This window comes from Saccharopolyspora tripterygii, from assembly GCF_054778355.1.
Genome location: NZ_BAAGZP010000001.1, coordinates 348,007 through 374,417, shown reverse-complemented (window position 1 = coordinate 374,417; position 26,411 = coordinate 348,007). Strand labels below are relative to the sequence as shown.

Below are 26,411 nucleotides of genomic sequence, written 5' to 3'. Positions count from 1 at the left end.
CCCGCAACGAGGACGATCGACACCTCAGGCCGCCGCGCGCACCTGCGCCTCACCCGAACCCGGCAGCGGACGCGTCTCCGGAGCGCGCACCCACGCGAGCAGCCCGAGCGCCGCCGTGGCACCGGTGACCAGGAACGCGGCCTGGTAGGAGACGGTGTCGGCCAGGGCTCCGGCGATCAGCGGGCCCAGGATGGCGCCGAGGTCGGCGGCCTGCTGGAACGTCGCGAGCACCGTCCCGCCCCGCCGGTTGCCGCCGATGATGTCGGCGACCGCCGCGTTCTGCGCCGGGTTGAGCACGCCCGCGCCCATCCCCGCGATCAGCGACGCCGCCAGGAACATCGGAACCGATGTGGTGAAGCCCAGCGACGCCGTGGCCACGCCCGACACGGCCAGGCCGATCAGCACCATCGGCTTGCGGCCGTGCCGGTCGGTCATCCGGCCCGACAGCAGCAGCACACCCGCGTTGCCGACGGCGAACACCGACAGGGCGATTCCGGACATCGACTGCGGCGCCTTCAACGCCTCCACCACGAACAGCGGGACCAGCGCGATCCGGACGCCGAAGACCGCCCAGCCGTTGCCGAAGTTCGACAGCAGCGCCGCCACGTAGGAGCGGGTGCGCATCGCCTCGCCGAGCGGCATCGACGGTGTCGCGTCATCGCCCAGCGGAGCGGCGAGGGTGGACTTGCGCAGCAGGAACCAGCCGAGGAAGGCCGCGACGAACAGCGCGAGGCCGTAGGTGACGAACGGCAGCCGCAGCGAGTAGCCGACCATCACGCCGCCCACGATCGGGCCCGAGACGTTGCCCAGCAGGAAGCTGGTCGCCCACACGCCGGAGGCGCGTCCGCGCAGGTGCGGTGGGGAGAGCCGGATCAGCAGGCCCACGCCGGCGACGGTGAACATCGTCGACCCGATGCCGCCGAGCGCGCGGAAGACCAGCAGCTGCCAGTAGGAGTCGGCGAACGCGCACGCGGTGCTGCTGATGCCGACGATCGTGATGCCGATGACGTAGATCGTGCGTTCGCCCGCCGCCGAGACCAGGCGACCGCTCAGCGGTGCGAACAGCAGCCGCATCATCGCGAACGCGCTGACGATGAACCCGGCCGCGGTCACCCCGACGTCGAAACTCGTGGCGAACGCGGGTAACGCGGGAGCGACGATGCCCATGCCGACGGCGACGATGAAACTGCCCGCGCCGAGGATCCAGATCTCACGGGGAAGCGAGGTGACGCCCGGGCTCTTGGTGGTCTTCTCTGACGCTGAGCCGCTGGACACAGGCTTCCTCCCGGAATTTTCGACAGTGCGAGCCACGAACACCAACGCCGCCCCGCACCGCCGAAATTCCTCCTGCGCGCTTTCGTGGCGCGCACCTCACCCGACCGGCCGCTGTCCGGATCGTGGGACGGGGAAGTTTTCATGAAAACTTCCCCACCACCCACGCGCGACAGGCACGCGAAGCTCCCGCAGAGCGCGTGGGACGCGGATCAGAGCAAGTCGTCGATCCTGCGCGCGTAGGCCGTGACGCCGTAGGCGACGTCGAAGCCGACCGCTTCGGCGAAGCGCTGAGCGGTGCCGCCCTCCTCCGCGTGGCCCGCCACCAGCATCGCGCCCATGCGCCGCAGCTCCTCCGACGCCTCGGTGACCAGCTCGTGGCCATACCCCCGGCGACGGCGACCCGGCCGCACGACGACCTGTTCGACCAGCCCGACGCCCCGTTCGACGAATCCCTGGACGAAACCCGCGATCCGGTCGACACCCGGATCGTCGACGACGAGCAGCACGCCGCGTCCTTCGTCCGCGCGGTGCCCCAGGTGCCGGGCCAGCCGCTGCTCGCCCTCCTCGGACAGGCCGGTCTCGTCGGCGTAGAGCTCGGCGATCCCCTCGATGTCGCGGTCCTCGGCAGGCCGCGTGAGGCCGCGGCTGAACCCCCGGCTGCGGTGCAGCAGCACCACCTGCTCCTCGACCGCGCGCCACGCCGCGTCGTCGGCGATGCCCTCGATCTCGCCGACCGTGGTCGGCGAGGCGTACACGACGGCCTCGGAGCGCCCTGCCTCGGCGAACACCTGCTCCAACTCCATCAGGGTGCCCGCGACCTGGGCGCCGGTCCCCCACAGGGCGCACGCGTGGTTGGCCACCGGCAGCGGGTTGTCCTGGTTGAGCACCACCGACGCGACGCCGACCCGGGTGCGCACGCCGTAGCGGACCACGGCCGAGGCCAGACGTGCGGTTTCGATCAGCCCGGCGAGGTCGCGGGCCTGCCTGGGGTCGAGGAGGGTTTCGTCGTCCGGATCGTGCAGCGGGTCCACTGCTCCATTGTCCCCTCGCCCGGGCTCCGAACGCGCCACCCTGCCGGATGTCGGTCCGAAGGGGCACGATTGTCGCGTGACGACGCCGGACCAGCTCGCCGAAGAGCTCCTGGACCTCGAACTGGATTCCGACCCGATCGGGGCCTCGCTCTACGGTCTGCCCGGCCGCGACCACCTGCTGCCGGACATCTCGTCCGCGGCGGAGTTCGCCCAGCGGGAGCACGCCGAGGACATCCGGGTGCGGACGATGGCCGTCGACACCACCCACGCCGACCTGGAGACGCGGCTGACCGTCGCGGTCGTGGTGCAGCACGCGCAGGCCACGGTCGACCGGCTCGACGCCCGCTCGCCGGAGTACACCGTGATCGGCAACCTGTTCGCACCGGTGGCCGGTCTGCTGTTCAACCTCGGGCAGGTTCCGGTGAGCGGAGATCAGCAGGCCGAGGACTACCTGCGGCGCATCGCCCGCATCCCAGATTTCACCGCCGCTGCCGCGCAACGCCACCGCGACGGGGTCCGCGCCGGTCGGGTGCCGGTGCGGCCGCTGCTGGACGACGCGATCGCGCACCTCGACGGCCACCTGGCCCGCCCCGAGCTGGATCCGCTGCTGACCCAGCACCTTCCGGACACCCACGCCGACCAGCGCGAGCGCCTGATCCGCGACGTCGTGAACCCCGCCCTGGCCGAGTACCGGGAGGCGCTGGCGGGCGAGATCGCACCGCACGCGCGCCCGGCCGACCGCCCGGGCCTGTGCTGGATGCCCGAGGGCCACGAGATCTACCAGCGACTCATCCACGCCCACACCACCACCGAGCACACCCCTGGCGAGCTGCACGAGATCGGCAGCGCACAGCTGGCGTCGCTGCGGGCGGAGATCTCCGAACTCGGCGAACGGCTCTGGGGCGAGGGCGATCCCGAGGCGGTGCTGCGGCGGATGCAGACCGACCGGTCGCTGTGCTGGAACGACGGGGAGGAGATGCTGGCCGCCGCGCGCGAGGCAGTCGAGCGGGCGACGGCGGCCTCGCCCGGCTGGTTCGGGAGACTGCCGCAGCAGCCGTGCGAGGTGCGACCGGTTCCCGGAACCCCGTCGGAGAGCACGCCGATGGGCTTCTACATGTCCCCGGCGCTGGACGGTTCGCGTCCCGGCGTGTACTTCGCGAACACGGTGCGCGCCGACCAGCGGCCCCGGTTCGCCTCCGAGGTGATCGCCTTCCACGAGGTCGTTCCCGGGCACCACCTGCAGATCAGCCTCGCCCAGGAGCTCACCGACCTGCCGCTGCTGCGCAGGCTCACCGGGTTCAACGCCTACACCGAGGGCTGGGGGCTCTACACCGAGCGGCTGGCCGACGAGATGGGGTTGTACTCCGGAGATCTGATGCGGCTGGGCATGGTCGTGCAGGACCTGCTGCGGGCGGCGCGGCTGGTGGTGGACACGGGTCTGCACGAGTTCGGCTGGAGCAGGCAGCGCGCCCTGGAGACGATGATCTCCAGCACCACGTTGTCGGACCTGGAGGCCGCCTCCGAGGTCGACCGCTACATCGTCTACCCCGGCCAGGCCTTGTCGTACCTGGTGGGGCGGTTGGAGATCGAGCGGATCCGGGACGCCGCGCGCCGCCGGCTGGGCGCGGACTTCGACATCAGCCGGTTCCACGACACCGTCCTCGGGCACGGTGCGCTGCCGATCTCCACATTGGAGTTCCTGGTCGAGGATCAGCCGCCTGCTACATCCAGGTGACGCGACCTCAACACGCTCGAATTCGCCACGCAACGCATTAATCTCGATACCGAGCGTGTCCACTTCTGCGCGCGATCAGGCTTGGAGGAACTGGTCAGGAGGCACCGTGACCGGGAGTTTCCACCACCGCCAGGAGTTGCTCCGGCGCGAAGCGGAGATGCAGCTGCGGGACCGGCCGCTGCCGTCGTGGCAGAAGCGGGTGCTGCAGCGCTTCGCGGTCGAACGGGACAACGGCTGGTACCCGCTGCTCAACCAGTTCGCCCCGCACACCCCGCGGCAGCGCCCGGATCTGGTGCTGGTCGGCAGGATCGGCGTGCTGGTGGTGCTGCTGCGCGAGACCGAACCGGATTGGGAGGACTCGCGCGCGGCGTTCGTGTGGACCGCGGAGCTGCTGGCGGGCGCGTCGATCGGTTCCGGGATGCTCAGCGAGTCGGTGCTGCGCACCGTCGTGGTGCACCCCGTCGAGCACACCGGCCGCAAGGGCCGCAGCACGGACCACCTGGCGATCACCGAGGACGAGCTGGACCGGCTGCTCCACCGCGGCGAGCGGATCCTGACCCCGGACGAGGCGCTGGCGCTGGCCAAGCACCTCGACAGCCGCACCTTCGACCTGACGCCGATCATGTGGAACTCCCAGCGCATCCCCAAGCAGCGCGGCACCGTTCCACAGGTGTTGCAGGAGCAGGTCGCGGCATCGGCCCGGCAACCCTTCCGGGATTGGCGGTACTTCCTCGACGACGCCCAGCTGGGTGCCGTGCGGCGCAGCTTCTCCGGTCCGGCGCAGATCAGCGGCCCTGCCGGGACCGGCAAGACCACGCTCGCGCTGCACCGGCTGGCGTTCCTGGCCCGGCGCGGCCACGGCAAGCTCCTCTACACCGCGCCGCTGGCGCAGGTTCCGGAGCGGGCGGCCGGCCGGTTCGGGCAGATGGCTCCGGAGCTGTCCGGGCAGATCGAGTTCTGCTCGCTGCACTCGTGGGCTCGCGACTTCCTGGCCGGGCGCGGACGTCCGGCGGAGGTCGACGAGAAGGAAGTGCGGCGGGCCTTCGACGCGGTGTGGTCGCGCGAGGAGGTGCTGCCCGGCATCCGGAACTCGCCGGAGTACTGGAAGGACGAGATCGACCGGGTCATCAAGGGTCGCGGCGTCTCGTCCTTCGACGCCTACCGGACCGCGTCCCGCAAGGGCCGAGGTGGTTCGCTGCCAACGGATTTCCGCTCCCACGCCTGGCGCTTCTACTGCGATTACGAGCGGGAGCTCTCCGAGCGCGGCGTGTTCGACCACAGCGACGTGCTCAGACGCGCTCTGGCTGAGCTGGAACGACGCCCGCTGCCCCGGCAGTACACCGCGGTGGTGGTCGACGAGGCGCAGGAGCTGACGCTGGTCGGGCTTCGGCTGGCGCACGCGATCAGCGGCGACGAACCGGACCAGCTGCTGCTGGTCGGGGACGGGCAGCAGCAGGCGTCGACGGGCGGATGGCGCTTGTCGGAGGCCGGGATCTCGCTGCACGGCCGGGGCGAGGTCCTGCGCCACGACTACCGCAACCGGGGTTCGGTGCTGGAGCGGGCCGGCCAGGTGGAGGCGGTCAACCGCTACGACGACGGGCCGTCGCTGCCGTTGAGCGGCGCGCTCGCGGTCCGCAGCGGCGGCCGGGTCGTCGAATGGCACGGCCACGACCAGGAACGGGCGCTGCTGGGCGCACTCCTCACGCTCGACGACGAGTCGTCGGCGGCGATCATCACCGAGACCGAGGCCGCGACGGAGCACTGGCTCGACGTGCTGCGCGAGGCGGGTGTCAAGGCGTTACCCCTGGCGGGCTGGGACGGTCGCGACACCTCCGACACCCTCGTCGGAACCGTCCTGCAAGCCAAGGGAACCGAGTTCCGCACGGTGTTCCTCCCCGCGGAACCCGCTCCGCCGGAGGGCACCCGGGAGGACCGGGAGGCGCACGAGCGACGTCGGCTCGTGGCGATGACCCGGGCCCAGGACCACCTCTGGCTCTCCCACCTGACCCGCACGAGCTGACGTTCCACGCGTCACGGCCCGCGCGTCCCCGGCAAGGTCCCAGTTTTAGGGGTCGTTGCAGAATCACCTTGCTTGGCGGTGCGGGTAGCGGAACCTCACACGCCGCCTGGACTCCGTGCGCCACTCCTGATGTATGCCAATACACGGCGTCGCGGCGTACTCGCCAGACGACGTGTGAGAACCCGCGGCGGTGCCAGCTGAGTCCCACACCTGAAACAACGGCTCCGCCGCATCCTGAAACGACCCCTTAGTCCAAACTGAGCCGACATTTCGGACATGATCATGGCTCGGTTTGGACTCGTCAGGGCGCCGGGCGGAACTCGGGTTGGTCGAGGAGCCGGAGCCAGCTGCCGTCGGGCTGCCTTCGGGCCACCTGGGCTCGCGCGCCGGTCCCGTCCGAGGGCGGGGTCGAGGTGAGCGCGATGTCCCCGCTGATCAACGTCGGCAACGGCGGTTCCGGTTCGAACCGGGGGCGGTGGGCGAGGACCTCCGCCCAGAGCTCGCGGATGGCCTCGCGGCCGACCGTCGTCTTCCCGGGCGGGTAGGCCATGACGGCGTCCTCCTCGTAGAGCTCGGCGACCCCCTCGGCATCACCCGCGTTGCTGCGCTCGACGAACAGCCTGGTCAGGTCTTCCGGTTCGCGGGCCTTCTCACGCATCTGCGCTCTCCTCTCGGTCTGCGACCAGCCTGCGGCTACCGCCGCTAGAAGTCCAACAGCTGGTTCTGCTGGAAGCTAGAATCTGGGGTCATGGACTTGCGGCAGCTGGAGTACTTCGTGGCCGTGGCGGAGGAGCGCAACTTCACCCGCGCCGCGCAGCGCGTGCACATCAGCCAGTCCGGGGTGAGCGCGCAGATCAGGCGGCTGGAGAAGGAGCTCGGCGCGGAGCTCTTCGACCGCTCGGCGAGGTCGGCGGAGCTGACCGTCGCGGGCGAGGCGGCGCTGGCGCACGCGCGCACCGCCCTGGCCGCCGCCGCGTCCGTGGGGCAGGCGGTCGGCGAGATCACCGGGCTGCTGCGCGGGAACCTGAGCATCGGGATGGTCATCGGCTGCACGGTCACGCCGCTGTTCGACGCGCTCGCCGCGTTCCACCGCGCCCACCCGGGGGTGAAGCTCTCGCTGCGGGAGGACAACTCCGACCGGCTCGTCGACGACGTCCGGAGCGGAACGCTGGACCTCGCGCTGATCGGCACCGGGACCGAGCCCGACGACCTCGAATTCCTCACCGTCATCAGCGAACCGCTGGTCGCGGCCGTGCCGTCCGGTCACGAGCTCACCGGCCCGGTGACGCTGCACGACCTGGCGGCGCACCCCGTGATCTGCATGCCGCCCGGCACGGGGTTGCGCGCGGTGTTCGACCGGGCCTGCGCCGCGCGGGGTGTGGAACCGGTGATCGCGTTGCAGGCCAGCGCGGCTGAGGCGATCGCCGATCTGTCCCTGCGCGGGCTGGGAATCGCGATCCTCAGCGAGTCGATGGTCGCCGAACATCCCGGACTCACCGCGCTGCCCCTCGCCGACGCGACCGGGCCGGCGCTGCTGGCGCTCGCCTGGCGGCCGGGCACCAACTCAGCGGCCCGGGAGCTGATCACCTACTGCCGCACGGCTTTCCGGATCTCCGCCGACCACTCCTCCAGCACCGAGCCGACAACGCGGTGAGCCTGAGCGACGTCGGGGAACCGGGTGCGCAGGTGGATTCCGTCCTCGGTGCGGGACAGCCACAGCTGCACGTCATCGGCCGGACTCGTGCCCGAAACGTGTTGAGCCGAACCGCTTCCCGGAAGTCGCCGGTAGTCGACGTAGGAGACCATGAACACGTCGCGCCTGGCCGATTCCAGCGGTCTCGGCAGCGCCGCCAGCACCTGGTCCAGCGGCAGTCCCGCGCGCTCGCGGGCGTCACCCAGGTGCTCGCCCATGCGGGCGAGGTCGGGGTCGGCCCAGACGGGAACGGTCGTGGTGAACCACCCGACGGCGGCGGCGTCCTCGGGCCGGCGGGTCTGCACGGGCGCCAGCACGGGGAGCGTTCCGTCACCCAGCGCTGAGGCCAGCGTGGACAGCAGCGCGCCGTAGGTCGAGGTCCCGGCGCGTTCGGCGGCCTCGCTCAGCTCCGCCGCCGTCCGGGCGTCGGCGAGGCATCGGCGATCGGTGGCCTGATCAGCGGTTTCGCCCGGAGGGAGCCCGACGTCCAGCGGGAACACCGGCAGCCGGTAGTCGATGGCGTCGAGGAAACCGCGCCAGCTCACCATCGCCGGGTCCTGCTCCACCGGATCGCCCGACCACTCCGCGACCCTGGCGACGAAGCTGGTCGCGATCGGCAGCTCCTGCCCGGTGTAGAGCGCGTGGAGGTCCCGCGCCACCAGGGCGATCGAGTAGGCGTCGACGTGGGCGTGGTCGAACCCGCACACCACCGTCGACCGTCCCGGCCGGGACACCGAGGCCAGCGCGAACGCCGGGTAGGGGAACGGCGTGCACTCGCGGTCCAGCAGCGATCGCAACCGGGCGGACGTGGTGCCCCCACCGACCGGCCGCTCGCGGAAGACCAGCCGCTCCGGGTCGTGCCGGACCGCCCCGGTCCCGCACGGCAGGAACTCGCACTGCAACGCGGTGTGCCGCGCCAGCAGCGCGCGGAACGCCGGGAGCAGCGCGTCGGCGTCGATCAGACCGTCGACCTCGAAGCACGCCGCCAGCCACACGGTCCGCTCCCCCGCTGCCGCGCCGGCGAGGTGGTTTCGCTGGTTGACCGACAGGCCGACGGGCTCGGGCGTCGCGGCGGCGTCCTGGACCGCGGTCCAGGCCATCACCTCACCGGGCTCGACCTCCCAGAGGTCGGCAGACGTGACCTGCACTAGCTCGCTGCGTCCTGGAGGACCTTCCGCAGGTTGCGGTGGTAGTCGTCGACGGTGTCGCGGGCCTTCTCGGTGTCCGGGACCTGGGCGAGCAGGTAGAGCCGGTCGGCGTCGCGGTTGATCCAGGTCGAGGCGTTGGACGTCCGCCCGGTGCCGGTGAAGTGCACGCCCCGCGCGTCCGCGGCGCGACCTGCGCCCGGGAACCACCGCAGGTCCAAGTAGGAAAGCAGCTGCGGGCTCCCGAGGTCGGCCGGAGTGCACGTCCCGCTGCGCAGCAGGGTGTCGACGACCAGGCTGATCGGTGCCGCCGAGAGCTCCTTGGCCCTGCGCAGCGCCTGCTGGGCGCGTTCCGCGAGCTCGCCGAAACCGGCGTCGCCGACGTCGAACTCGACCGGGGCGAACGTGCAGAACCACCCCTGCGACCGCGCGTAGGGACCGCGGTCGCGGGTGCTGAGCACCGTCATGCCGAAGTAGCGGTCCCGCCCTGCCAGCAACCGCTCGGTGGCGGCGACCGCAGCGAACACCCCGCCGCTCATGCGCGCGCCCGCGGCCTTGCACGCCTTGTCGAAGGCGGCCAACTCCTCGCCTTCGAGGCAGGTCAGGGTCCGGATGTGCACCGGCGCCTTCTCGCCGTCGGCGAGGCCGAGCGGCAGCGGGAAGCGCGGCAGCTGGTTCCCGTTCGCCGACACCATCCGCACCCACTCGCGGACCTCCGGCGATTCCGGAGTGAAATGGGCTGCGGCACTGCGCTGTTCGGCCACGTAGTCGCGGAAGTCACCGCGCTCGTCCGGTTCGGGCAGCGCGCCGGAGTCGACCTCCGGTCCGCCCGGCTCGGCGAGCTCGGCGGCGTAGAGGTCGGCGATCTCCGATCCGAGTAGGATCTGCGAGGCACCGTCGGTGAAGGCGTGGTCGCAGCCCCAGAACACGCCGAAACCACCGGGGCGTTCGACGACGCCGAGCGCGAAACCGGGCCAGGCGTCGGGCGTGCACTCCTCGTCGAACCGGCTCGCCAGGTGCTCTTGCAGGGCGGTGTCCCAGTCCTCCTGCGGCACCGGGACCTCATCGACCTCGAAGTCGACGTCCTCGGCGGGCACCAGGTGGCGGACGGGTTCGGGGTCGGAGAGGTCGAACCAGGTGCGGAAACCGCCGTGCGTGCGCACCAGGCGCCGCAGCGCGCGGGTCATCGCCGCGCGGTCGAGGTCGCCGTCGACGTCGGTGGCCACGCCCGTCCAGGCGCGGTTGCGGCCCCGCGCCCGGAACGCGGCGAGGTGATCGGCCTGCAGGTCCGACGGCGGGCCGGGATCCACGGGCGCGGCCTCCGCCGCCGCGCGGGCGGCCGCGGTCGGCACCCAGCGCAGGACCCGGCCGGGCGGGGTGCGCCAGTCGGCCATGTCGGCGAGGATCACGCGCCCACCTCCAGCGCCTCGGGGGCGCTCAGCACGTCGGTGAACTTCTCCCGGAAACCGGCGATCAGCCCCTCGACCGCCTCCAGCGCGCCGTCCGAACGCCCGCAGCGGGCCGAGACGCTGATGCCCTCGTCGGACTGGATCACCCACAGGTAGGCCTCGTCGCGGCTGGCCTCCGGGCTGCGCAGCGCCCGCGCACCCCAGTCCGGCCAGTGCTCTGCACCCGGCACCTTGCGAACGTCCACGTAGGACATGACGAAGCGCGGTTCGGCGTCGAGCTCCAGGATGTCGGCGACGCGGGCGAACGAGGTCTTCACGCAGCCGCGACCGGCGGAGACACCGGCGCGGGTGTGCGCGACGACTTCGCGGAAGTCGGTGGCACCTCGCAGGTCGATGTCCACCGGGCACAACCCGACGTACCAGCCGACGGCTCCGGCGTGCCGCCGGTCGTGCCGGGTGTGCATGGGGAGCACGAACCGCAGCTGCTCCGAACCGGTCCGCTCGCGCATCGCGAGCGCGACCGCGGCGAAGACACCGGACTGCGCGCCGGTGCCCAGGTTCGCGCACACCCGCTCCATGCTCTCGGCGTCGCCGGACGGGATCACCCATCGCGACAGCGAGTGCTGCACAGCCCCTTCCGGAGCCGGGTCCTGCGACGAAACACCGCCCATGGCGGGGAATTCGCCGTCCTTCAGGAACTCGGCCCAGTGCCGCACGACCGGGTGCTCGGCGTCGACGACCTCCGACAGCGAGCGGGCCGCCGCGCTGTGGTCGACGTGGCTGCCGACGTCCAGGGTGCCCAGCTCCTCGTCCGGGACGCCGCTCAGGGCGCGCTCGTAGAGCTCGACGATCTCGCCGAAGAACAGCAACTGCGAGTAGGCGTCCATGACGCTGTGGTCGGCGCCGAAGGCGAGCACGAAGCCCTCGGGCAGCGCGATCGTCGCGAACAGGCAGTGCGGCCAGCGATCCGGCGTCACGCCCGCGAAGTGCTCGGAGATCGTGTCGTGGGCATCGGAGCCGCTCAGCTCGCCGTGCGAGTGCTCGGTGACGTCGACGGCGTCCGCGGCGATCAGGTGCCGGCGCCAGCCGGTCTCGCCTGGGCTGACGGTGGTGCGGAGCGCTTCGTGCCGGGCGATCCAGGCGCGCAGGGCGCGGCGCAGCACCTCGGCGTCGTAGCGCATCGGCACCCGCAGCACCGAGCCGATCCAGGAGCCCGGCAGGGCCGAAGCCAGGTGCGCCTCGTGGTCGTGGGTGAGCTTGCGGTCGTCGTCGGACCAGGAATCGGGTTCGCACACCGGCGCCCACGTGCTGACCGCGCCGTCCGGCAGCGGGTAGTCGGCTAATTCGGTGTATTCCACTTAGCGAATCTCCCGGAATTTCGTGGTGGGAAAGGCAATCGGCGTTGACCGCGGAGCAAGCAGGGTATCGCTCGCGCACACGCCTAATCGAGTGTGTCGATGGTCACCGCAATGTCGGCTTCAAGCTTCCGGCGGATGGTGGCCACAATCGGTACCACCTCGTAGCGCGATGTTTCAAGCTGGTAAAACGCTTGTGCAACCGTCCTTTTCCACCCACTGGAGGCGTCATTTCCGGCACAGCACGACTCGAATTCGCCGATGACCTGTTCATGCGGCGTCATCGCGGTCTGGGAACGCCCGCGATAAACCAGTTCGGCTGGCTATTCCACACGGCGCCCGATGTGTCCAGAGTGCGAAATCTTCATGAAGGAATAGCCGCCGGAGCGCTTTCTCGCAGGGTGGAACGCGCGTGGTTTCCCACTGCGCGGGACAGGTGGTCGCGCTCGGCGGACGCCGCGCCGCTGCACGTCGAACCGGAACCGGTCGCCGACGTGCTCGGCTGGCTCGACGGCCGGGTGTCGGCGGACTTCGACCCGGCGACCGGACGCGCGTGGCAGCTGTCGTTCGCCCGCACCACCGATGGTGGCGCCGTGCTGTCCCTGGTCGCGGCGCACGCGATCGCCGACGGCGCGGCCCTGATCGACGCCGTGGTCCGCGCCGACGCCGGTGAGCCCGCGCCGGTCCCGGAGCGCGCCCCGCTGCTGTCCGCAGTATTCGACGACATCGGCGACGGCCTCGACCAGATCAGGTCCGTGGCGCGCTGGGCGATCACGCGCGAGCGCAGCAAGGGCGGAGCCGCCCCCGCGAAGGCGAAGCCCGAAGCCCCCGAGGACTGGCGGACGCCGCACGTGGTCGTGGAGTGCGACAGCGCCGCGCTCGCCGAAACCGCAGCGGCGCACGGCGGTTCGGTCAACTCGCTGTTCGTGGCGGCGCTCGCCCGGATCGCGGCCGCCGCCGGCTGCGCGGACGAGGTGGTGCCCACCGCGCTGCCGGTCAGCGGCAGGCAACCCGGTGATGTGCGGGCGAATTCGACGCGCATCGCGGTGGCGGCGCTGGACCGGGCCGTGCTCGACGCCCGGGACCTGTCCGAGGTGAAGGCGGAGTGCAAACGCGCCTACCAGCGGCTCGCGGCGAACTCCTCGACGGCGCAGCCGCTCGCGCTGGTGCAGATGCTGCCGGACGCGGTGGTGCGGCGACTCCCGCCGCCGCCCGCGGCGACCGTGCTGGCCTCCAACCTCGGTGAGATCCCACGCGAGCTGTGCGGTGTTCCGATCCGCAGCACCTCCGCCACCGCCCACTACCCCGGTGCAGGCCCGGCCGAGGTCGCCACCATCGGCGACGGCGTCACCGGATGGCTCAGCGACAGCGGCACCCGCACCACCTTCTCGGTGTGCGGACTCGCGCCGGGGCGGATCGACGGTGTCGCGGCCTTGCGCGAGCTGGTGACCTCGGAGCTGTCCGGGTGGGGGATCGAGGTGCGGGAGTGGTGAACCGGCTGACCACCGACGACGACCTGTTCCTGCGCGCCGAGCGCGTGCTGGGCATCCCGGTCACCAACCAGAGCGTCTGGCACTTCGATCGCGAGATCCCGGTGTCCGAACTCGACGAGCTCGCGCGACGGCTGAGCCAGGGGCGCCTCGGCAGGCTCGTGGTGCGCAGCGCCGTTCCGGGGGCCCGGGCGCGCTGGGTGCGATCGGCCTCGATCGAGCCGGTCGCGGTGCACCCGGTCGCGCTCGCGCCGGACGAGGTGCTGAGCTGGGCCGACGACGAGTCCGCGAAACCGCTCGATCCCGTGCGCGGGCCCGGCTGGCGGCTGGCCTGCGCGCCCACCCGCGCGGGTGGATCCGTGCTCTCCCTGGCGGTCTCGCACGTCGTCGGCGACGGCGGGGCGCACGTGAGGGCGGTGATCGAGGCGGTGCGCGGCGTCGAGGCCGGGCGACCTGCCTCCACCCGGACCGGTCTGCGGGACGAGGTCGGCGACGCGGCGGGCCAGCTGATCCGGGCGGGACTCGGCGTTCTCCGCGCGCTGCGCGTTCCGAAAAGCGTTGCGCTGCCGCCGAATACCCAGGTGTCTCAGACCCGTCCGCGCGAGGGCGACAACACGCCCACGCGTCCCCCGCAGGTGGTCTTCGACTGCGACGCGGCGGCTTGGGACGAGGCCGCCGCTGCCCGAGGCGGTTCGGCGAACGCCCTGTTCATCGCGATCCTCACCGAGGTCCTGCTGGCATCCGGGCGGGTCGGTCCGGACGCGCCGGTCAAGGTCTCGCTGCCGGTGAGCCTCCGAGAGGAGGACGACGACCGCGCCAACGCCACCACCGGCGTCTCGATCGCCGTCACGCCCACCGGGGGCAGGGTCGACGACCTCGCCCCGATCCGCGCCGCGAGCAAGCGTGCCTTCGCCGCAGTCGGATCACCGACCCCGGCCAAGCTCCTGGAACCGCTCGTCCAGCTGCTGCCGGACGCGTTGGTGGCCAGAACCGCCGAGAAATCCCCGGTTCCGCTGTGCCTGTGCTCCAACCTCGGCGAGATGCCACCGGATTTCGCCGCACCGACGGGCTTTCCGGCCACCTCCATCGTGATGCGCTCGATCACCGGTGGCACCAGCCCAGCGCTGCTTCGCTCGCGCGGTGGTGGTCTCACGGCATGGCTCACCCGCACGGGCGCAACGCTCAACCTGACGGTGCTGGCCCTCGACCCGGACCACTTCCCGGACACCGCCACCCTGCACGCCCACACCGCGAAAGCGCTCGCGACCCGGGCCGTGCCCGCCACGCCCTGGCACTCGGACCTCCCCCAGGACCGCGCCTGAGACCCGTTCAGGACGCGGCGGAGTCGCCGTTCGGCGCCTTCACACCGCGGCTGAAGACGAAGTGCAGGTACCAGGCCCGGAACCGCGGATCGACGAACAGCTCGGCGACCCGGTCGAGGTCGCTCCGGGGACATCCCCGCTCGGCGAGCGCGGGCGAGAGCTGCTGGAAGAGGTTGCCGACGTACCTGCCCAGCGTCGAACCACCGACCAGCGGTTCTCCGAACAGTTCGCTGCGCACCTCCTGAAGACCGGCCGCGGCCAGGTGCCCGTCCACCTCCAGACCCCAGTCCAGAGCCATCCCGTTCGGACCGGTGAAGGCCTCCCTCGCCATGCCCAGCACTCGGTGGAAGAGCTCGGCGTCACCCGGCTCCGGGATCGCCAGCAGGCGCAAGGGATCGTGCAGGCACACCTCGCCGAGCGCCAGCATCCCGCCGGGTGCCAGCGCTGCGACCAGCTCGGCGAGGACCTGCTCCCGCCGCTGGAGGTGCATCAGCACGGTGCGGGCGTGGATGAGGTCGAACGGACCACCCGGCGGGACGCCCTCGTTGATGTCGTGCCGCAGGACCGCCACATCGCGCAGGTCGGTGAGCTGCTCGGTGTCGAGGTCCACGGCGACCACGGACGCTCCCCGCCCGGCCAGCCAGCGGGCGACCGAACCGCTGCCGGCACCGATCTCCAGGCAGCGGGCACCGGGCCGCACGGCCGGCTCGATGAGCTTCCTGGTCCGCTCGTCGAGCATTTCCTGCAGCAGTTCCGTCTGCTCCCGACCCAGGTCAGTGGTGGTGCGGAAGTGGTATTCGCGTGTCATCGAGCCAGCGTGAGCAGCCGGTCTTTCACCGCGCTTGCAGCCAGGCGAGTACGCCGTCTTCTAATACCACCACCGGCTGCGGGCGTGCGCCGGCCCGTGGCGACGTGCCCTGACGCCCGCCGGGCTGAACGCACCACGCCACGGCGTTCGGCCTCGTCATCGAGGAGACCGGAAGGACCCGATGAGTTCGCGGCTCGCGGCCGGTCAAAGCTCGTGACACCTGAGGAAAGGGAATCGCCATGTCAGAGCTTCTCGTCGACTTCATCACCTCCCTCGACGGCAACGCATCGGGAGAGGGCTGGCCCGGCTGGTGGGGGCTGGAGGGCCCGGAATACCTCGCTTGGGACGGCAAACGGCCCGAGGTCACCTACCTCATGGGAGCGAACACCTACCGCCAGATGTCAGGCTTCGCCGCCGGCGAGGTCCCGGAGGGCCTGGACGAGTTCAGGGCCGAAGAAGAGGCGTCCGTCGACGAGCTCACGCAAGCGTCGAAGGTGGTGTTCTCCTCCTCGCTGGAGGAGCCGCTGACGTGGGCCAACACCACGCTCGTCCGCGACGACGCCGTCGAGACGGTCCGCGCCATGAAGGAGAACGGCTCGGGGCTCCTCAGCACGATCGGCAGTCTCAGCCTGTGCCGGTCCCTGCTGCGGGCCGGGCTCGTCGACCGCTTCCGAGTCGTGATGTTCCCGGTGATCACCGGGGCCACGGGCGCAGAACGCATCTACGACGGCTACCCGGACGTCGCCCTCGAGATGATCGAGCACCGGACCTTCGACAACCGCATCCAGCTGGTCGAGTACAAGCCACGCGTGCTCGACAACCCGCCGCTCGGCGCCCCTGCGTGACGACGCCGCGTCCAGGACGTGCTCGCGAGCGTTGGCGGGTTCAGCAGTCCTCGGGCACCGCTCCGGTGGCCAGGGCCTTGAGGCGGTCGGCGTCGTCGAGGTAGCGGCTCTCCCCCGACAGGTATCCGTGCAGCATCTGGAACAGGGTGGTGACCAGGTCGCTCATCCCCGAGCTGGCGGCGGCCTCGGCCGCGCACATGAGGTTGGGGCGTTCGGTCTCCAGCCACTTCACCGCCGACTCCTGGTTCGACAGGTTCGGCATCACCACCGGAGCGGGCAGCCCTCCCGCGTCCGGGTCGCGGCCGGGCTGCAGGATCCGCATCGCCTGGTCGGCGGTGTGCAGGTAGAACCCGAGCAGCCGGGCCACGATCGCCGGCTTGTCCTGCTCCAGCACGGCGAGCTCCGCCGCGTAGTCGCCGAGCAGCGCGTGCATCTCGTACCGGCCGTAGGTGACCTCGGTGAGCAGGTGGGCGCGGACCAGCACGTCGAGCAGCCGCCGCGTCGTCTGCACGTCCTCGGCGCCCAGCAGCGCGGTGAGCGCGAAGACGCCGATGCGGTGACCGGCGTGCCTGCAGGTGAAGCCGTAGAGGCGGAACAGGCGGGCCGCGTCCTCCGGCAGGTTGCGGTAGGACCAGGAGAACACCGCGCGCACGGAGGTGTGCTCGTCGCCGGTGTCCAGCGCGTCCAGGCCGCGCTGCTCGTCGGTGAGGGCTTCCAGCAGCTCGCCCGCGTCGCGGCTGGTGCTCTGGTGGATGCGCTCGGCCGCGACCCGCAGGGCCAGCGGCAACCGGGCGCACCGCTCGATCAGCGGCCGGGCCGCCTCGGCGCTCATCACCTGCTCGCCGAGCCGGTCGGTGAGCAGCGCGTGCGCCTCGTCGGCGTGCATCCGGTCCAGCACCAGCCGGTAGGCGCCGTCGCGGGCGCTGAGGCCGGACAGCGAGTCACGGCTGGTGACCACCACGAAGCTCGTGGGGGTGCCGGGAAGCAGCGGCCGGACCTGCCCCGGGTCGGCGGCGTTGTCCAGCACGATCAGCATCCGGCGCTGGTCGACCACGGTGCGGAAGCGGGCGGCGCGCTCGGTGGCGTCGGCGGGGATCGCGTCGCCGGGGATGCCGAGGGAGCGCAGGAAACCGGCCAGCACCTCGGTGGTGCTCAACGGCTGGTCCGGGCCGTAGCCGCGCAGGTCGACGTAGAGCTGGCCGTCCGGGAAGCGTTCGCGCGCCGCGTGGGCCCAGTGCGTCACCAGCGCGGACTTGCCCACGCCCGCAGTGCCCGCGATCACGGCGATGGGCACCTCGGGCTTCTCGCCGAGCCTGTCGAGCTCGGCCAGAGCGGCGTCGCGGCCGACGAAACCCGGGACGTCGTGCGGGAGTTGTGCCGGTCGCGTCGGCGGGCGGGCGGTCGGCGGCTCGAACTCGATGTGCTCCCCGGCGAGGATGCGCTGCTCCAGCTCCCGCAGCGCCTGGCCCGGTTCCAGTCCCAGCTCCTCGACGACGGTGCGGCGGGCGCGGCGGTACACCGCGAGCGCGTCCGCCTGCCTTCCGGAGCGGTACAGGGCCGTCATGAGCAGGGCGTGGAGGCGTTCCCGCAGCGGGTTCTCGCGCACCAGCTCGGTGAGCTCGGCGATGATGAAAGCGTGCCTGCCGCAGTCGAGTTCGGCGGCGTGCAGCTGTTCCAGCGCGACCAGGCGGCGTTCTTCGATGCGCTGCGCCTCGCCTGCCAGCTCGGTGAGGTCGAGGTCCTGGTACGGGCAGCCGCGCCACAACCGCAGCGCTTGGCGCAGCATGTCGACCCGGCGCTGCGGGTCGAAGTTGCGTTCGGCGAGGTTCAGGAGGGTTTCGAAGCGCTCGACGTCGAGCTCGTCGGGTTCGACCTGCAGCCAGTAACCGCCCGCGTCCGAGACCAGGCGCTCAGGTTCTCCGAGGGTCTTGCGCAATCGGTGAACCAGCAGGTGCAACTTGCTGCCGCCGCGCCGTTCCGGCTCGCCTCCCCACAGCGCCACCGAAAGCCACTCCGCCGAGACGGGCGTGTTGGCGTGCGCGAGGAGCAACGCGAGCAGGCGTTGCCGCAACAAACCTGGAACCGGTACGTCCACGGTGCCGTGCCGCACCCGAACCGGCCCCAGCACGTCGAACCGCACCGGATTCCACCCCCATTAACAAGGTCAAACGGATGGACCGAGTTTCCTAGTGTTCGGGGTTTGCGCGCAAGAAATTCGAGCGGCATTTCTCGGTAATCGACCCGAAAATCCCGCCGGGTTATTCCAAAAGCGTGAATTCCACACTAGTCGAGGGCGCGCTGCGGCAGTCCCGCCAACCGCGACAGGGCCGCGAACCCCTCGTCGGTACCGGGCCAGTGCCGGTGCACGGCCTCGGCCCCCGCCCGGCGGACCACCGAGCGCAGCACCGCGACGACCACGATCGCGTCGTCGGCGTAGCCCAGGACCGGCACGAAGTCCGGGACGAGGTCGAAGGGCAGCGCCAGGTAGGCCAGCAGGCCGCCGAGCCGGATCCGCACGCCGCGCGGCATCCCGGGATCGGCGGCGAGCCTGTGCAGCAGCCGCAGGGTGTCCGGCAGCAGCCGCAGCGCTTCGCTGAGCATCCCCTTGCGCGGGCACATCACCAGCAGGACCACCACGAGCGCCAGCCAGATCAGCAGCAGACCCGCGGCAACGCCCAGCAGGGTGGTCACGATCGTCATGCTGCAAGTGTAACGGCGGTTAGACTCCGCAGGTAGTGCTCGTGAGCGACACCATCCTTCAGCGTGCCGCTCAGGTGTTCGCCTCCGCTGCGTAGACGCGCTCGGCGAAGGCGTCGAGAGCGCGGGCGCACTTGTCCACGGCGTCGACGGTCTCCTCGCCCAGCGGGGCGCCGAGGGTGTCGCGGGCGCGGATCTTGTCCAGCCAGCGGCGGAGCTTGGCCAGGTCCTCCTCGTTCTCCTCCAGCTCGGCGTAGGTGAACTTGCCCGCGCTGGTCTCCTTGTCGATCTCGGCCTGGAAGTCCGAGCACCGCGACAGAACCTCCTGGTACTCGGCGTCACGAGCACCGTTGAACGCGGCGACGACCTCGTCCTGACCCGCCAGCGCCTCGGCCCGCAGCAGCTGCCCGGTTCCGCCCATGCCCTCGATCTCCGCGCGCAGCTTGCGCAGGGCTCGCTCCGCCGCGGCCGACTCCGGGAGCACCGCCACCGAGTTCGCCAGGTACACCGCCCCGGCCGCCTTCAACCTGCGCCACACCGTCGCCCGCAGCCGCGTAGGCTCGCCCGGAACCCGGTACACCAGCATCAACCACGCTCCACCAGTCACGCCCACAGTCTCCCGCACCGCCGCAACGCCCGACCGCCGGTTGCGTTCGCGCACCCGTTCGTTGCGGAAGAGATCGCGCCCGTCGAGCAACGGGTTGCCACTCGACGGCGGCGACGCGATGGTGTTTCGAACAGCGAGCGATACCAGCGCCCGCCCGACACTTCGAGGCGCCATGGAGTCAATTCTGATCTTCGCCGCCGGAGCGGCATTGTTGATCTACAGTGCCGAGAAGCTCGTCGGCTATCTGGTCGGAATGGCTGCCGGGCTGAGAATTTCGCTATTCCTCCTCGCGATCATCTTCACCGGCATCGAGTTCGACGACATCTTCCTCGGCGTCGCGCTGAACATGGAAGACCTCGACGGCGTCGCGCTGGGCATCGTGTTCGGGACCGCGCTCTCGCTACCCGGCGTCGTGCTCGCGCTCGCGGCGATCCTCACCCCCACGAAGGTGAACATCCCGCGCGACTACCTCGTGCTGTTCGCCGCCGCTCCCCTGGTGCTGGTCGGTTTCGTCGCGCTGGCGCCGATGAACGTGCTCACCGGTGTCGTGCTGCTGGCGCTGTTCGCGGGATTCCTCGGTTACGTCGTGTACCGCGAATCCCGCGGCTCGCGCCCGGTGTTCCGCGACGCCGAGCTCTACGAGGCGTTCGCGACCACCCGCGAGGGCGGCGGGACGACCGCAGTGGCCGAACTCCCGCCCCAGGGACCGGAAACGCCGGGGAACCAGAACTTCGCCGAGCGGATGCCGTTCGCCAAGATGCGCGAGATGCCCGGCTGGGCCGGCGCCGCGCTCGCGCTGCTGGCGCTGGTCGGGCTGATCGCGGGCGCGTGGGCCACCGGCGTGGGCACCGAGGGGATCCTGGAGGAGTTCGGACTCGAAGGAACGCTGTTCGGCGCCACCATCGCCACCCTCGTGCTGACCATCGAGGACATCTTCCTCACCGTCGAGCCCACCCGGCGCGGCGCTCCGGAGATCGGCGTCGGCAACGTCATCGGTAGCGTCGTGTTCTCGGTGACCGGCAAGCTCGGCATCATCCTGCTCGCCGGTGGTCTCGTGGTGGACTCCACCGTGCTCAGCTGGCACCTGCCCGCGCTCGTGGTGCTCACGGCCCTGGCCGCCTACTTCCTGTCGACCGGGCGACTGCGCCGCTGGCACGGCTACGTCCTGCTCGCGGGCTACGTCCTGTACTGGGCGGTGAGCTACGGGGTGCTGGGCATCGCGCCCATCGAACTCGACTGACGGAAGTCGCTGTCCACCAGGCGAAGTGATCGCGGACGTCCTCTTCGAACAGAAGAACTGCGCGCCCGGTTGCAACCTGCGATGTTCCCCGGACGTCTGCAGGATGACGGACGTGACGACTCACTGGGGAGTGGACATGCGACGAGCACTGGGGATCGCAGGAGCGCTGGCGGCAGCGCTGACCGTCGGGGGAACGGGCCTCGCGAGCGCGCAAGAAGCGCCCGTGCCGATCGGACCCGACTGCTACAAGACGTTGTGCCTGGGTCAGTCGGAGCAGGACGCGCTCGCGACCGGCCTGGTCGTCGACCAGACGCCGGGGGAGCCCAACGAGCACTGCAACGTCCTGGACTTCCGGCCCGAGGAGGGGCAGGGCCACCCGGGCAACGGGGTGTTCGTCCACCCCACCCAGGGCGTGGTCGAGATCCAGGGAACCGACGCGATGCAGACGCCCGAGGGCGTCGGGTTCGGGCAGACCCTCGACCAGGTCAAGGCGACCTACCCGGACCTGTACCAGTACCCGCCGATGGACTTCACCTACGCGCACGACATCCCGGACCGCCCGGGGCAGCGCTACATCTTCGCGTTCAAGGACGACGGGTACCTCGCCGACTTCGGGCTGGAGAACGTGGAGGGCATGAACGCCTGCTCACCCTGATCTTTCCTCGCGAAACCGCAGTTCAGGGCCATCGGGGTCGGATCTCGGGGTTGGGCTCGCCCAGGGGTGTCGCTAGCGTTCGGGCAACGTCCGCACGCACCCCTGGGGAGACCCGACCGATGACCCGGCCAACCCGCGAAGAGCAGGCCCGCGACCTCGCCGCCGAGACCGGCCGCAGCTACGACGACGCGCTGCGCCTCGTCGAGATCGAGCACAAGACCCGGCTCACCGTCGACGATGCCGCGTTCGCGCTCGGCCATCCGCTCGCGGTGCTGGCCGACGAGCCGACCGCGCCCGAGGTCGTGGGCACCTCCGGGCTCGGTCCGCTGCTGCGGGACGTGCGCGTGGCCTACGGCTCCGGGCACTTCCCGGACTTCGTGGTGATCACCAGCGTTCCGATGCGCGGCGAGGAGGTCGAGGAGGGGTTGCTGACCGAGGTGCTGCACAACTTCCTGCGGTTCCGGGACAAGTCCCACGAGGAGCTGCGGAGGACCAGCCCGAGGGAGAGCTGGGAGCGGGCCCGCGCCGCCGTCGCCGAACCGGTCGAGGTCACCTTCGGAGGGATCCGCACGACCGGCACCCGCATCACCGTGGACGGACTCAGCGCGGTGCGCGTGCCCTACCTGCACGGCCAGGTCGTGGTGGGCACCAGCAGCACCGAAATCCCAGACCTCGTCCTGACCGACTGAGGATCACCGGGCCGCGCGCACTTCACTGCCGGGAGCAGCCCAGTTTTAGTCCAAACTGAGCCGACATTTCGGGCACGAAGGGTCCTCGGTTTGGACTAAAACTGGGACCTGGTGACGCTTTCACGCGAACGGGGCCCCGACCGCTGTGGTCCGGGCCCCGTTGGTGGGGTTCGTCAGAGGGCTCGCCAGTCGAGGTAGTCGTCCGCGAGAGCCGTGATCGTGGCCAGCAGTCCGAGGCGGGCCTCGCGGAGAGCGGGGTCCTCGGCCATGACCATGACCTCGTCGAAGAACCTGTTCACCGGCGCCACCAGCGGCGCGGCGATCGAGGTGAACTCCGCGAGGGTCGCGGTCCCCGACAACCGGCCCGAGACCGCCTCGACCTCGGAGTGCAGATCGCGTTCGGCCTGGTCGGTGAGCACGTCCGCGGCGTAGGCGGGCGCAGTGCCCTCCGGGACGATGCGGCGGGCGCGCTGGATCACCGCGACCAGCGCGGCGAAGTCCTCGTCGTCGATCCGCTTCTCCAGCTCGGCCAGCGTCGCGTCGGCGACGGCCGGAGCATCGGCCAGCGGCAGGACGGCCTGCACGAGCCGGTGCTCGTGGCCGGCGTCGAGCAGCTGCTGCTCGTAGCGGCGGATGACGAAGTCGTACGCCTCCGCCAGGGCCTCGTCGCTGAGCGTCGAGCCCTGCACGGCGACCTCGGCACTGGCGGCCTTCAGCCCGGCCCGCAGGGTGACGGCACCCGCGGCCGGGGTGGCGCGCAGGATCGTCACCACACCGCCGGCGGCGCGGCGGAGGCCGAACGGGTCGGAGCTGCCGGTCGGGTTGGCGCCGATCGCGAACAGGCTCGCGAGCAGGTCGAAGCGGTCGGCGAGCGCCAGAACCGCGCCCGGCGTGCTCTCCGGGAGCGCGTCACCGGCTCCGCGCGGCTGCTCCATCTCGACCAGAGCCGTTGCCACGGCGGGAGTTTCACCCGAGCGCAGCGCGTACTCGCGGGCCATCGTCCCGGCGAGACCGGAGAGCTCCACGACCATCTGCGAGGCGAGGTCGAACTTGGCGAGCTCACCGGCGCGGGCGACCGTCTTCTGGTCCTCCCCGGACAGGCCGGTGGTGGCGCCGAGGGAGACCGCGACCCGGGCGATGCGGTCGGCGCGGTCGGCCATCGAGCCCAGCCGCTCCTCGAAGGTCAGCTTGTGCAGGCCCTCGCGCAGCTCCTCGGGCTTGCGCTTGAGGTCGGCGCGCCAGAAGAACGCGGCGTCCTCGTAGCGGGCCCGCAGCACCGACTCGTTGCCCTCCCGGACCAGATCGGTGTCGCAGTCGCCGTTGGCCACGGCCACGAAGTGCGGCAGCAGCCCGTTCTCGCCGCGCACCGGCAGGTACCGCTGGTGCTTGCGCATCACGGTGGTGAGGATCTGCTCGGGCAGCTCCAGGTAGCGCTCGGCGAAACCGCCGAGGATGGCGTTGGGCTGCTCGACCAGGTTGGTGACCTCGTCGACGAGACCCGCTTCCCCGGCGAGGTCGACGGTGCCGCCGATTCCGGCAGCGAGCTCGGTGGCGGCGCCGACGATCGTGCGGCGGCGGTCGGCCGCGTCGGCGACGATGCCGTGCCCGGCCAGGAACGCCAGGTAGCCGTCAGCGGAGGGCACCTGCACCTCCGGCTCGGCAGCGGTGCGGTGGACGCGGGTGGTGGTGCCGCTGCGCAGCGAGGACACCGCGACCGGCAGCGGGGTGTCGCCGAGCAGCGCCAGCAGCCAGCGGACCGGGCGGCTGAACGACAGCTTCGGGTCGCGCCAGCGCATGTTCTTGTCGGCGCGCAGTTCGCCCACCAGCTGGGCCAGCAGTTCGGCCAGCACGACCGGGGCCGTGCGGCCCTGCTCGGTGCGCACGACGGCGACGTGCTCGGTGCCGTCGACCTCGACGCGGCTCAGCTCCTCCGGCGAGACGCCGTGCTTGCCCGCGAAGCCCTGGGCGGCCTTGGTGGGCGTGCCGTCCTCGCCGAAGGCGGCCGCGGTCTTCGGTCCGCGGACGGTCCGCTCGGCGTCCGGCTCGGCCGGGGCGACGTTCGCGACCTGCACGATGATCCGGCGCGGCGTGGCGCAGGCGTTGATCTCGCCGTGCTCCAGGCGGGTTCCGGCGAGCTTGGACTCCAGCGAGTCGCGCACGGAATCGGCCATCGTGGACACGTCCGCGTGCGGGAGCTCTTCGAGCCCGATCTCGAACAGCAGCGTCGCCGGTTCGCTCACCGCCGGGAAGTCGACGACGTCGTCGGCGGGCGCGGCGGCCTCGACGACGCCGAGCGGGTGGCCGAGCTCCTCGCGGCGCTCCGCCCACAGCTGGGCGACGCGGCGGGTGAGACCGCGCATCTGCCCGAACGCCTTGGCCCGCTCGGTGGTGCTGATGGCGCCCCGCGCGTCGAGCACGTTGAACATGTGGCTGCACTTGAGCACGTGCACGTAGGCCGGCGAGGGCAGGCGCAGGTCCAGCAGCCGGTCCGCTTCGGCGGCGCTGGTGTCGAACATGCGGTGGGTGGCCTCGATGTCGGCGTCGTCGAGGTAGTAGCGGCTCATCTCGTACTCGGACTGGCCGAAGATCTCGCCGTAGGTGACGCCGTCGGAGTACTGGATGTCCTTGAAGTGCTCGACGCCCTGCAACGCCATGATGATGCGCTCGATGCCGTAGGTGATCTCCACCGACACCGGGTCGAGCACCAGGCCGCCTGCCTGCTGGAAGTAGGTGAACTGCGAGATCTCCAGCCCGTCGAGCCAGACCTCCCAGCCCAGACCCCAGGCGCCGAGCGCCGGGGAGGCCCAGTTGTCCTCCACGAAGCGGATGTCGTGGGCATCGGTGTCGACGCCGAGCGCTTCCAGACTGCCCAGGTAGAGCTCCTGCGGGTTGCCCGGGTCGGGCTTGAGGATGACCTGGAACTGGGTGTGGGTCTGCAGCCGGTTCGGGTTCTCGCCGTAGCGGGCGTCATCGGGCCGGACGCTGGGTTCGACGTACCCGACGTGCCACGGCTCCGGACCCAGCACCCGCAGCATGGTGGCGGGGTTGGCGGTACCGGCTCCGACCTCGGTGTTGAACGGCTGCATGATCATGCAACCTCGTTCGGTCCAGTAGCGTTGCAGCGCCAGCAGCGCGTCCTGCATCGTCGGTGTGCTGCTCTCGGTCACCGGATTCCGAACCCTTCATCGCCCGTGGTGGTGTGGATACTCTGGGTTTTTCGAACACGCGCATTCTGCCACGCACGATTTTCGCAGCTGTTCGCCGTCATCCCCCGAGCGCGTCCAGCACCTGCCGGGCGGTCTCCGCGGCGCTCCGCTCCTCGACGTCGTCGGTGGCCGGACTGGTGCGGGCGCGGACCCGGTGGTCGGCCTCGGCGGCCGCGCGGACCCAGCTCGTCACGTCCCGACCGCCCCAGCCGATCGCGTCGAGCCGCTCCCGCAGCACCGCCAGCAGCGAGTGGAGGTTGCCGGAACGGCCGCGGGCGCGCGGGCGCAGGCCCTCGGCGAGCAGCGGCAACGCCGAGCCGAGGGCGTCGAGCGCCATCAGGTCCGGTGGTCGCGGCGCGGCGGCGGCCGCGGGCGAGGCGTCCAGGACGTGCGGCAGGTCGTGGACGCGGGCGAGCACGGTGTTGACGCCGAAGGCGCTCTCCACGGCCAGCGGGGTGCCGTCGTCGCGCTCGATGCAGATGATGTTGCAGATGTCGGCGAGCCCGTCGCGGGTGCGCAGCGCGAGGTTGAGGTTGCGCCCGCGCACCCCCTCGACGCCGAACACGTGCCGGTAGCGGTGCTGCGGGCATCCGTCGATCTCCCGCTGCCCTGCCGCGTCCGCCGCGGCGGCGAGCAGGTCGTCGTCGGCGCTGGAGACCCGCGCGACGATGCGGGACTCGGCGACACCGGCCGTCTCGGTGAACCAGGTCAGCACGGACTTGTGGATACGGTGCAGCGATCCCGGCGGGCTCAGGGTGCCCAGGGCGACGAAGTAGCACCCGAACCCGGACACCTCGCCGGTGCGCCGCCAGTGCGCGAGGTTGCGCAGCCGCAGCGCGGGCTGAACCAGCATCAGGTCCTCGGTGCAGCCGTCGAGCAGGTCGGCCTTGAGGACGCTGATGGTGGAGTTGGTGAACCGGATGCTCGGGTCGTGCCGCGACACCAGGGCCCGGCGCCGGCGCTCGACGTGACCGAAACCGGTGAAGTGGCGCCGGAAACCGTCGATGAGCTCGGTCGAGGAGGTGGCGGGGTCGAACATCAGGAGTCCTCGCGCATCACCGCGAGCACGGCGTCCGAGAAGCTGCCGTCGCGGTTCTCCAGGTGGTCGGACAGCATCCGGACCGGTGTGAAGCCGATGCGCTTGGCGAGCCTCAGCGAGGTCGGCCGCTTCAACGCCGCCTCGCTCTAG

The 26,411-nt window shown here is 71.2% G+C and carries 23 protein-coding genes; 9 read left to right on the top strand and 14 right to left on the bottom strand.

The genetic code is table 11. The annotated features are described in order from the left end of the window. Window positions 1-24: 24 nt before the first annotated feature. Entirely contained in the window at window positions 25-1,275 is a 1,251-nt protein-coding gene (locus ACYVF3_RS01940; RefSeq protein WP_461152561.1) for an MFS transporter, read from the bottom strand. A gap of 209 nt (window positions 1,276-1,484) precedes the next feature. Continuing rightward, window positions 1,485-2,306, bottom strand: coding sequence for a GNAT family N-acetyltransferase (locus tag ACYVF3_RS01935; RefSeq protein ID WP_461152560.1), 822 nt, complete (start codon window positions 2,304-2,306; stop codon window positions 1,485-1,487). A 76-nt stretch (window positions 2,307-2,382) separates the two neighbouring features. Between ACYVF3_RS01935 and ACYVF3_RS01930 the strand changes: the two genes are divergently transcribed. Together ACYVF3_RS01930 and ACYVF3_RS01925 are read left to right on the top strand one after the other, a co-directional pair. After that, on the top strand, window positions 2,383-4,041 hold the full coding sequence (locus tag ACYVF3_RS01930) for a DUF885 domain-containing protein (RefSeq protein WP_461152559.1): 1,659 nt from the start codon (window positions 2,383-2,385) through the stop codon (window positions 4,039-4,041). A 106-nt stretch (window positions 4,042-4,147) separates the two neighbouring features. Continuing rightward, window positions 4,148-6,061, top strand: a complete 1,914-nt coding sequence (locus ACYVF3_RS01925) for a UvrD-helicase domain-containing protein (RefSeq protein WP_461152558.1) — start codon at window positions 4,148-4,150, stop codon at window positions 6,059-6,061. A 301-nt stretch (window positions 6,062-6,362) separates the two neighbouring features. On the opposite strand, the gene ACYVF3_RS01920 is transcribed toward ACYVF3_RS01925, so the two are convergent. After that, window positions 6,363-6,719, bottom strand: coding sequence for a YybH family protein (locus ACYVF3_RS01920; protein ID WP_461152557.1), 357 nt, complete (start codon window positions 6,717-6,719; stop codon window positions 6,363-6,365). Between the two features lie 90 nt (window positions 6,720-6,809). Between ACYVF3_RS01920 and ACYVF3_RS01915 the strand changes: the two genes are divergently transcribed. Next, window positions 6,810-7,715 carry a LysR family transcriptional regulator gene (locus tag ACYVF3_RS01915; protein ID WP_461152556.1) on the top strand — a complete coding sequence of 302 codons (906 nt, stop codon included), beginning with the start codon at window positions 6,810-6,812 and terminating at the stop codon, window positions 7,713-7,715. On the opposite strand, the gene ACYVF3_RS01910 is transcribed toward ACYVF3_RS01915, so the two are convergent. The 4 genes from ACYVF3_RS01910 to ACYVF3_RS01895 form a co-directional block, all read right to left on the bottom strand. Continuing rightward, window positions 7,649-8,902 (bottom strand): condensation domain-containing protein, encoded by a 1,254-nt coding sequence (locus ACYVF3_RS01910; protein ID WP_461152555.1) that lies wholly within the window; start codon window positions 8,900-8,902, stop codon window positions 7,649-7,651. The genes ACYVF3_RS01915 and ACYVF3_RS01910 overlap by 67 nt on opposite strands. Continuing rightward, a complete protein-coding gene (locus ACYVF3_RS01905; protein WP_461152554.1) occupies window positions 8,902-10,308 on the bottom strand; it encodes a condensation domain-containing protein in 1,407 nt (468 codons plus the stop codon). The genes ACYVF3_RS01910 and ACYVF3_RS01905 overlap by 1 nt, the downstream gene beginning before the upstream one ends. After that, window positions 10,305-11,666 (bottom strand): condensation domain-containing protein, encoded by a 1,362-nt coding sequence (locus tag ACYVF3_RS01900; protein ID WP_461152553.1) that lies wholly within the window; start codon window positions 11,664-11,666, stop codon window positions 10,305-10,307. The genes ACYVF3_RS01905 and ACYVF3_RS01900 overlap by 4 nt, the downstream gene beginning before the upstream one ends. Before the next feature lie 83 nt (window positions 11,667-11,749). Further along, on the bottom strand, window positions 11,750-11,947 hold the full coding sequence (locus tag ACYVF3_RS01895; RefSeq protein WP_461152552.1) for a hypothetical protein: 198 nt from the start codon (window positions 11,945-11,947) through the stop codon (window positions 11,750-11,752). Between the two features lie 117 nt (window positions 11,948-12,064). Here ACYVF3_RS01895 and ACYVF3_RS01890 point away from each other — a divergent pair, with 117 nt between their 5' ends. Further along, on the top strand, window positions 12,065-13,156 hold the full coding sequence (locus tag ACYVF3_RS01890; RefSeq protein WP_461152551.1) for a hypothetical protein: 1,092 nt from the start codon (window positions 12,065-12,067) through the stop codon (window positions 13,154-13,156). Further along, window positions 13,153-14,475 (top strand): hypothetical protein, encoded by a 1,323-nt coding sequence (locus ACYVF3_RS01885; protein ID WP_461152550.1) that lies wholly within the window; start codon window positions 13,153-13,155, stop codon window positions 14,473-14,475. The genes ACYVF3_RS01890 and ACYVF3_RS01885 overlap by 4 nt, the downstream gene beginning before the upstream one ends. A gap of 7 nt (window positions 14,476-14,482) precedes the next feature. Here ACYVF3_RS01885 and ACYVF3_RS01880 read toward each other — a convergent pair whose 3' ends face one another. Continuing rightward, complete coding sequence (locus ACYVF3_RS01880; protein ID WP_461152549.1) at window positions 14,483-15,283, bottom strand: class I SAM-dependent methyltransferase; 801 nt, start codon at window positions 15,281-15,283, stop codon at window positions 14,483-14,485. Between the two features lie 239 nt (window positions 15,284-15,522). Between ACYVF3_RS01880 and ACYVF3_RS01875 the strand changes: the two genes are divergently transcribed. Beyond that, window positions 15,523-16,128: a dihydrofolate reductase family protein gene (locus tag ACYVF3_RS01875; RefSeq protein ID WP_461152548.1), complete on the top strand. Its 606-nt coding sequence runs from the start codon at window positions 15,523-15,525 to the stop codon at window positions 16,126-16,128. Window positions 16,129-16,168: 40 nt separating this feature from the next. On the opposite strand, the gene ACYVF3_RS01870 is transcribed toward ACYVF3_RS01875, so the two are convergent. The 3 genes from ACYVF3_RS01870 to ACYVF3_RS01860 all read right to left on the bottom strand — a co-directional run bounded on the left by ACYVF3_RS01870 (window position 16,169) and on the right by ACYVF3_RS01860 (window position 19,432). Continuing rightward, window positions 16,169-18,268, bottom strand: coding sequence for an AfsR/SARP family transcriptional regulator (locus ACYVF3_RS01870; protein ID WP_461152547.1), 2,100 nt, complete (start codon window positions 18,266-18,268; stop codon window positions 16,169-16,171). Window positions 18,269-18,411: 143 nt separating this feature from the next. Further along, entirely contained in the window at window positions 18,412-18,828 is a 417-nt protein-coding gene (locus ACYVF3_RS01865) for a YkvA family protein (protein ID WP_461152546.1), read from the bottom strand. A 70-nt stretch (window positions 18,829-18,898) separates the two neighbouring features. Next, window positions 18,899-19,432, bottom strand: a complete 534-nt coding sequence (locus tag ACYVF3_RS01860; RefSeq protein ID WP_461152545.1) for a Chromate resistance protein ChrB — start codon at window positions 19,430-19,432, stop codon at window positions 18,899-18,901. A gap of 172 nt (window positions 19,433-19,604) precedes the next feature. On the opposite strand from ACYVF3_RS01860, the gene ACYVF3_RS01855 reads away from it, so the two are divergent. The 3 genes from ACYVF3_RS01855 to ACYVF3_RS01845 all read left to right on the top strand — a co-directional run bounded on the left by ACYVF3_RS01855 (window position 19,605) and on the right by ACYVF3_RS01845 (window position 22,016). Next, entirely contained in the window at window positions 19,605-20,672 is a 1,068-nt protein-coding gene (locus ACYVF3_RS01855; protein WP_461152544.1) for a sodium:calcium antiporter, read from the top strand. 136 nt (window positions 20,673-20,808) lie between these two features. After that, on the top strand, window positions 20,809-21,327 hold the full coding sequence (locus tag ACYVF3_RS01850) for a hypothetical protein (protein ID WP_461152543.1): 519 nt from the start codon (window positions 20,809-20,811) through the stop codon (window positions 21,325-21,327). A 119-nt stretch (window positions 21,328-21,446) separates the two neighbouring features. Continuing rightward, the gene (locus tag ACYVF3_RS01845; protein ID WP_461152542.1) at window positions 21,447-22,016 is read left to right on the top strand and encodes a hypothetical protein; all 570 of its coding nucleotides are present in this window, start codon (window positions 21,447-21,449) and stop codon (window positions 22,014-22,016) included. Window positions 22,017-22,189: 173 nt separating this feature from the next. Here ACYVF3_RS01845 and ACYVF3_RS01840 read toward each other — a convergent pair whose 3' ends face one another. The 3 genes from ACYVF3_RS01840 to ACYVF3_RS01830 form a co-directional block, all read right to left on the bottom strand. Beyond that, window positions 22,190-25,183, bottom strand: a complete 2,994-nt coding sequence (locus tag ACYVF3_RS01840) for a glycine--tRNA ligase (protein WP_461152541.1) — start codon at window positions 25,181-25,183, stop codon at window positions 22,190-22,192. Between the two features lie 97 nt (window positions 25,184-25,280). Further along, window positions 25,281-26,261 carry a hypothetical protein gene (locus ACYVF3_RS01835; protein ID WP_461152540.1) on the bottom strand — a complete coding sequence of 327 codons (981 nt, stop codon included), beginning with the start codon at window positions 26,259-26,261 and terminating at the stop codon, window positions 25,281-25,283. Beyond that, the gene (locus tag ACYVF3_RS01830) at window positions 26,261-26,395 is read right to left on the bottom strand and encodes a hypothetical protein (protein ID WP_461152539.1); all 135 of its coding nucleotides are present in this window, start codon (window positions 26,393-26,395) and stop codon (window positions 26,261-26,263) included. The genes ACYVF3_RS01835 and ACYVF3_RS01830 overlap by 1 nt, the downstream gene beginning before the upstream one ends. Between the last annotated feature and the right edge of the window lie 16 nt (window positions 26,396-26,411).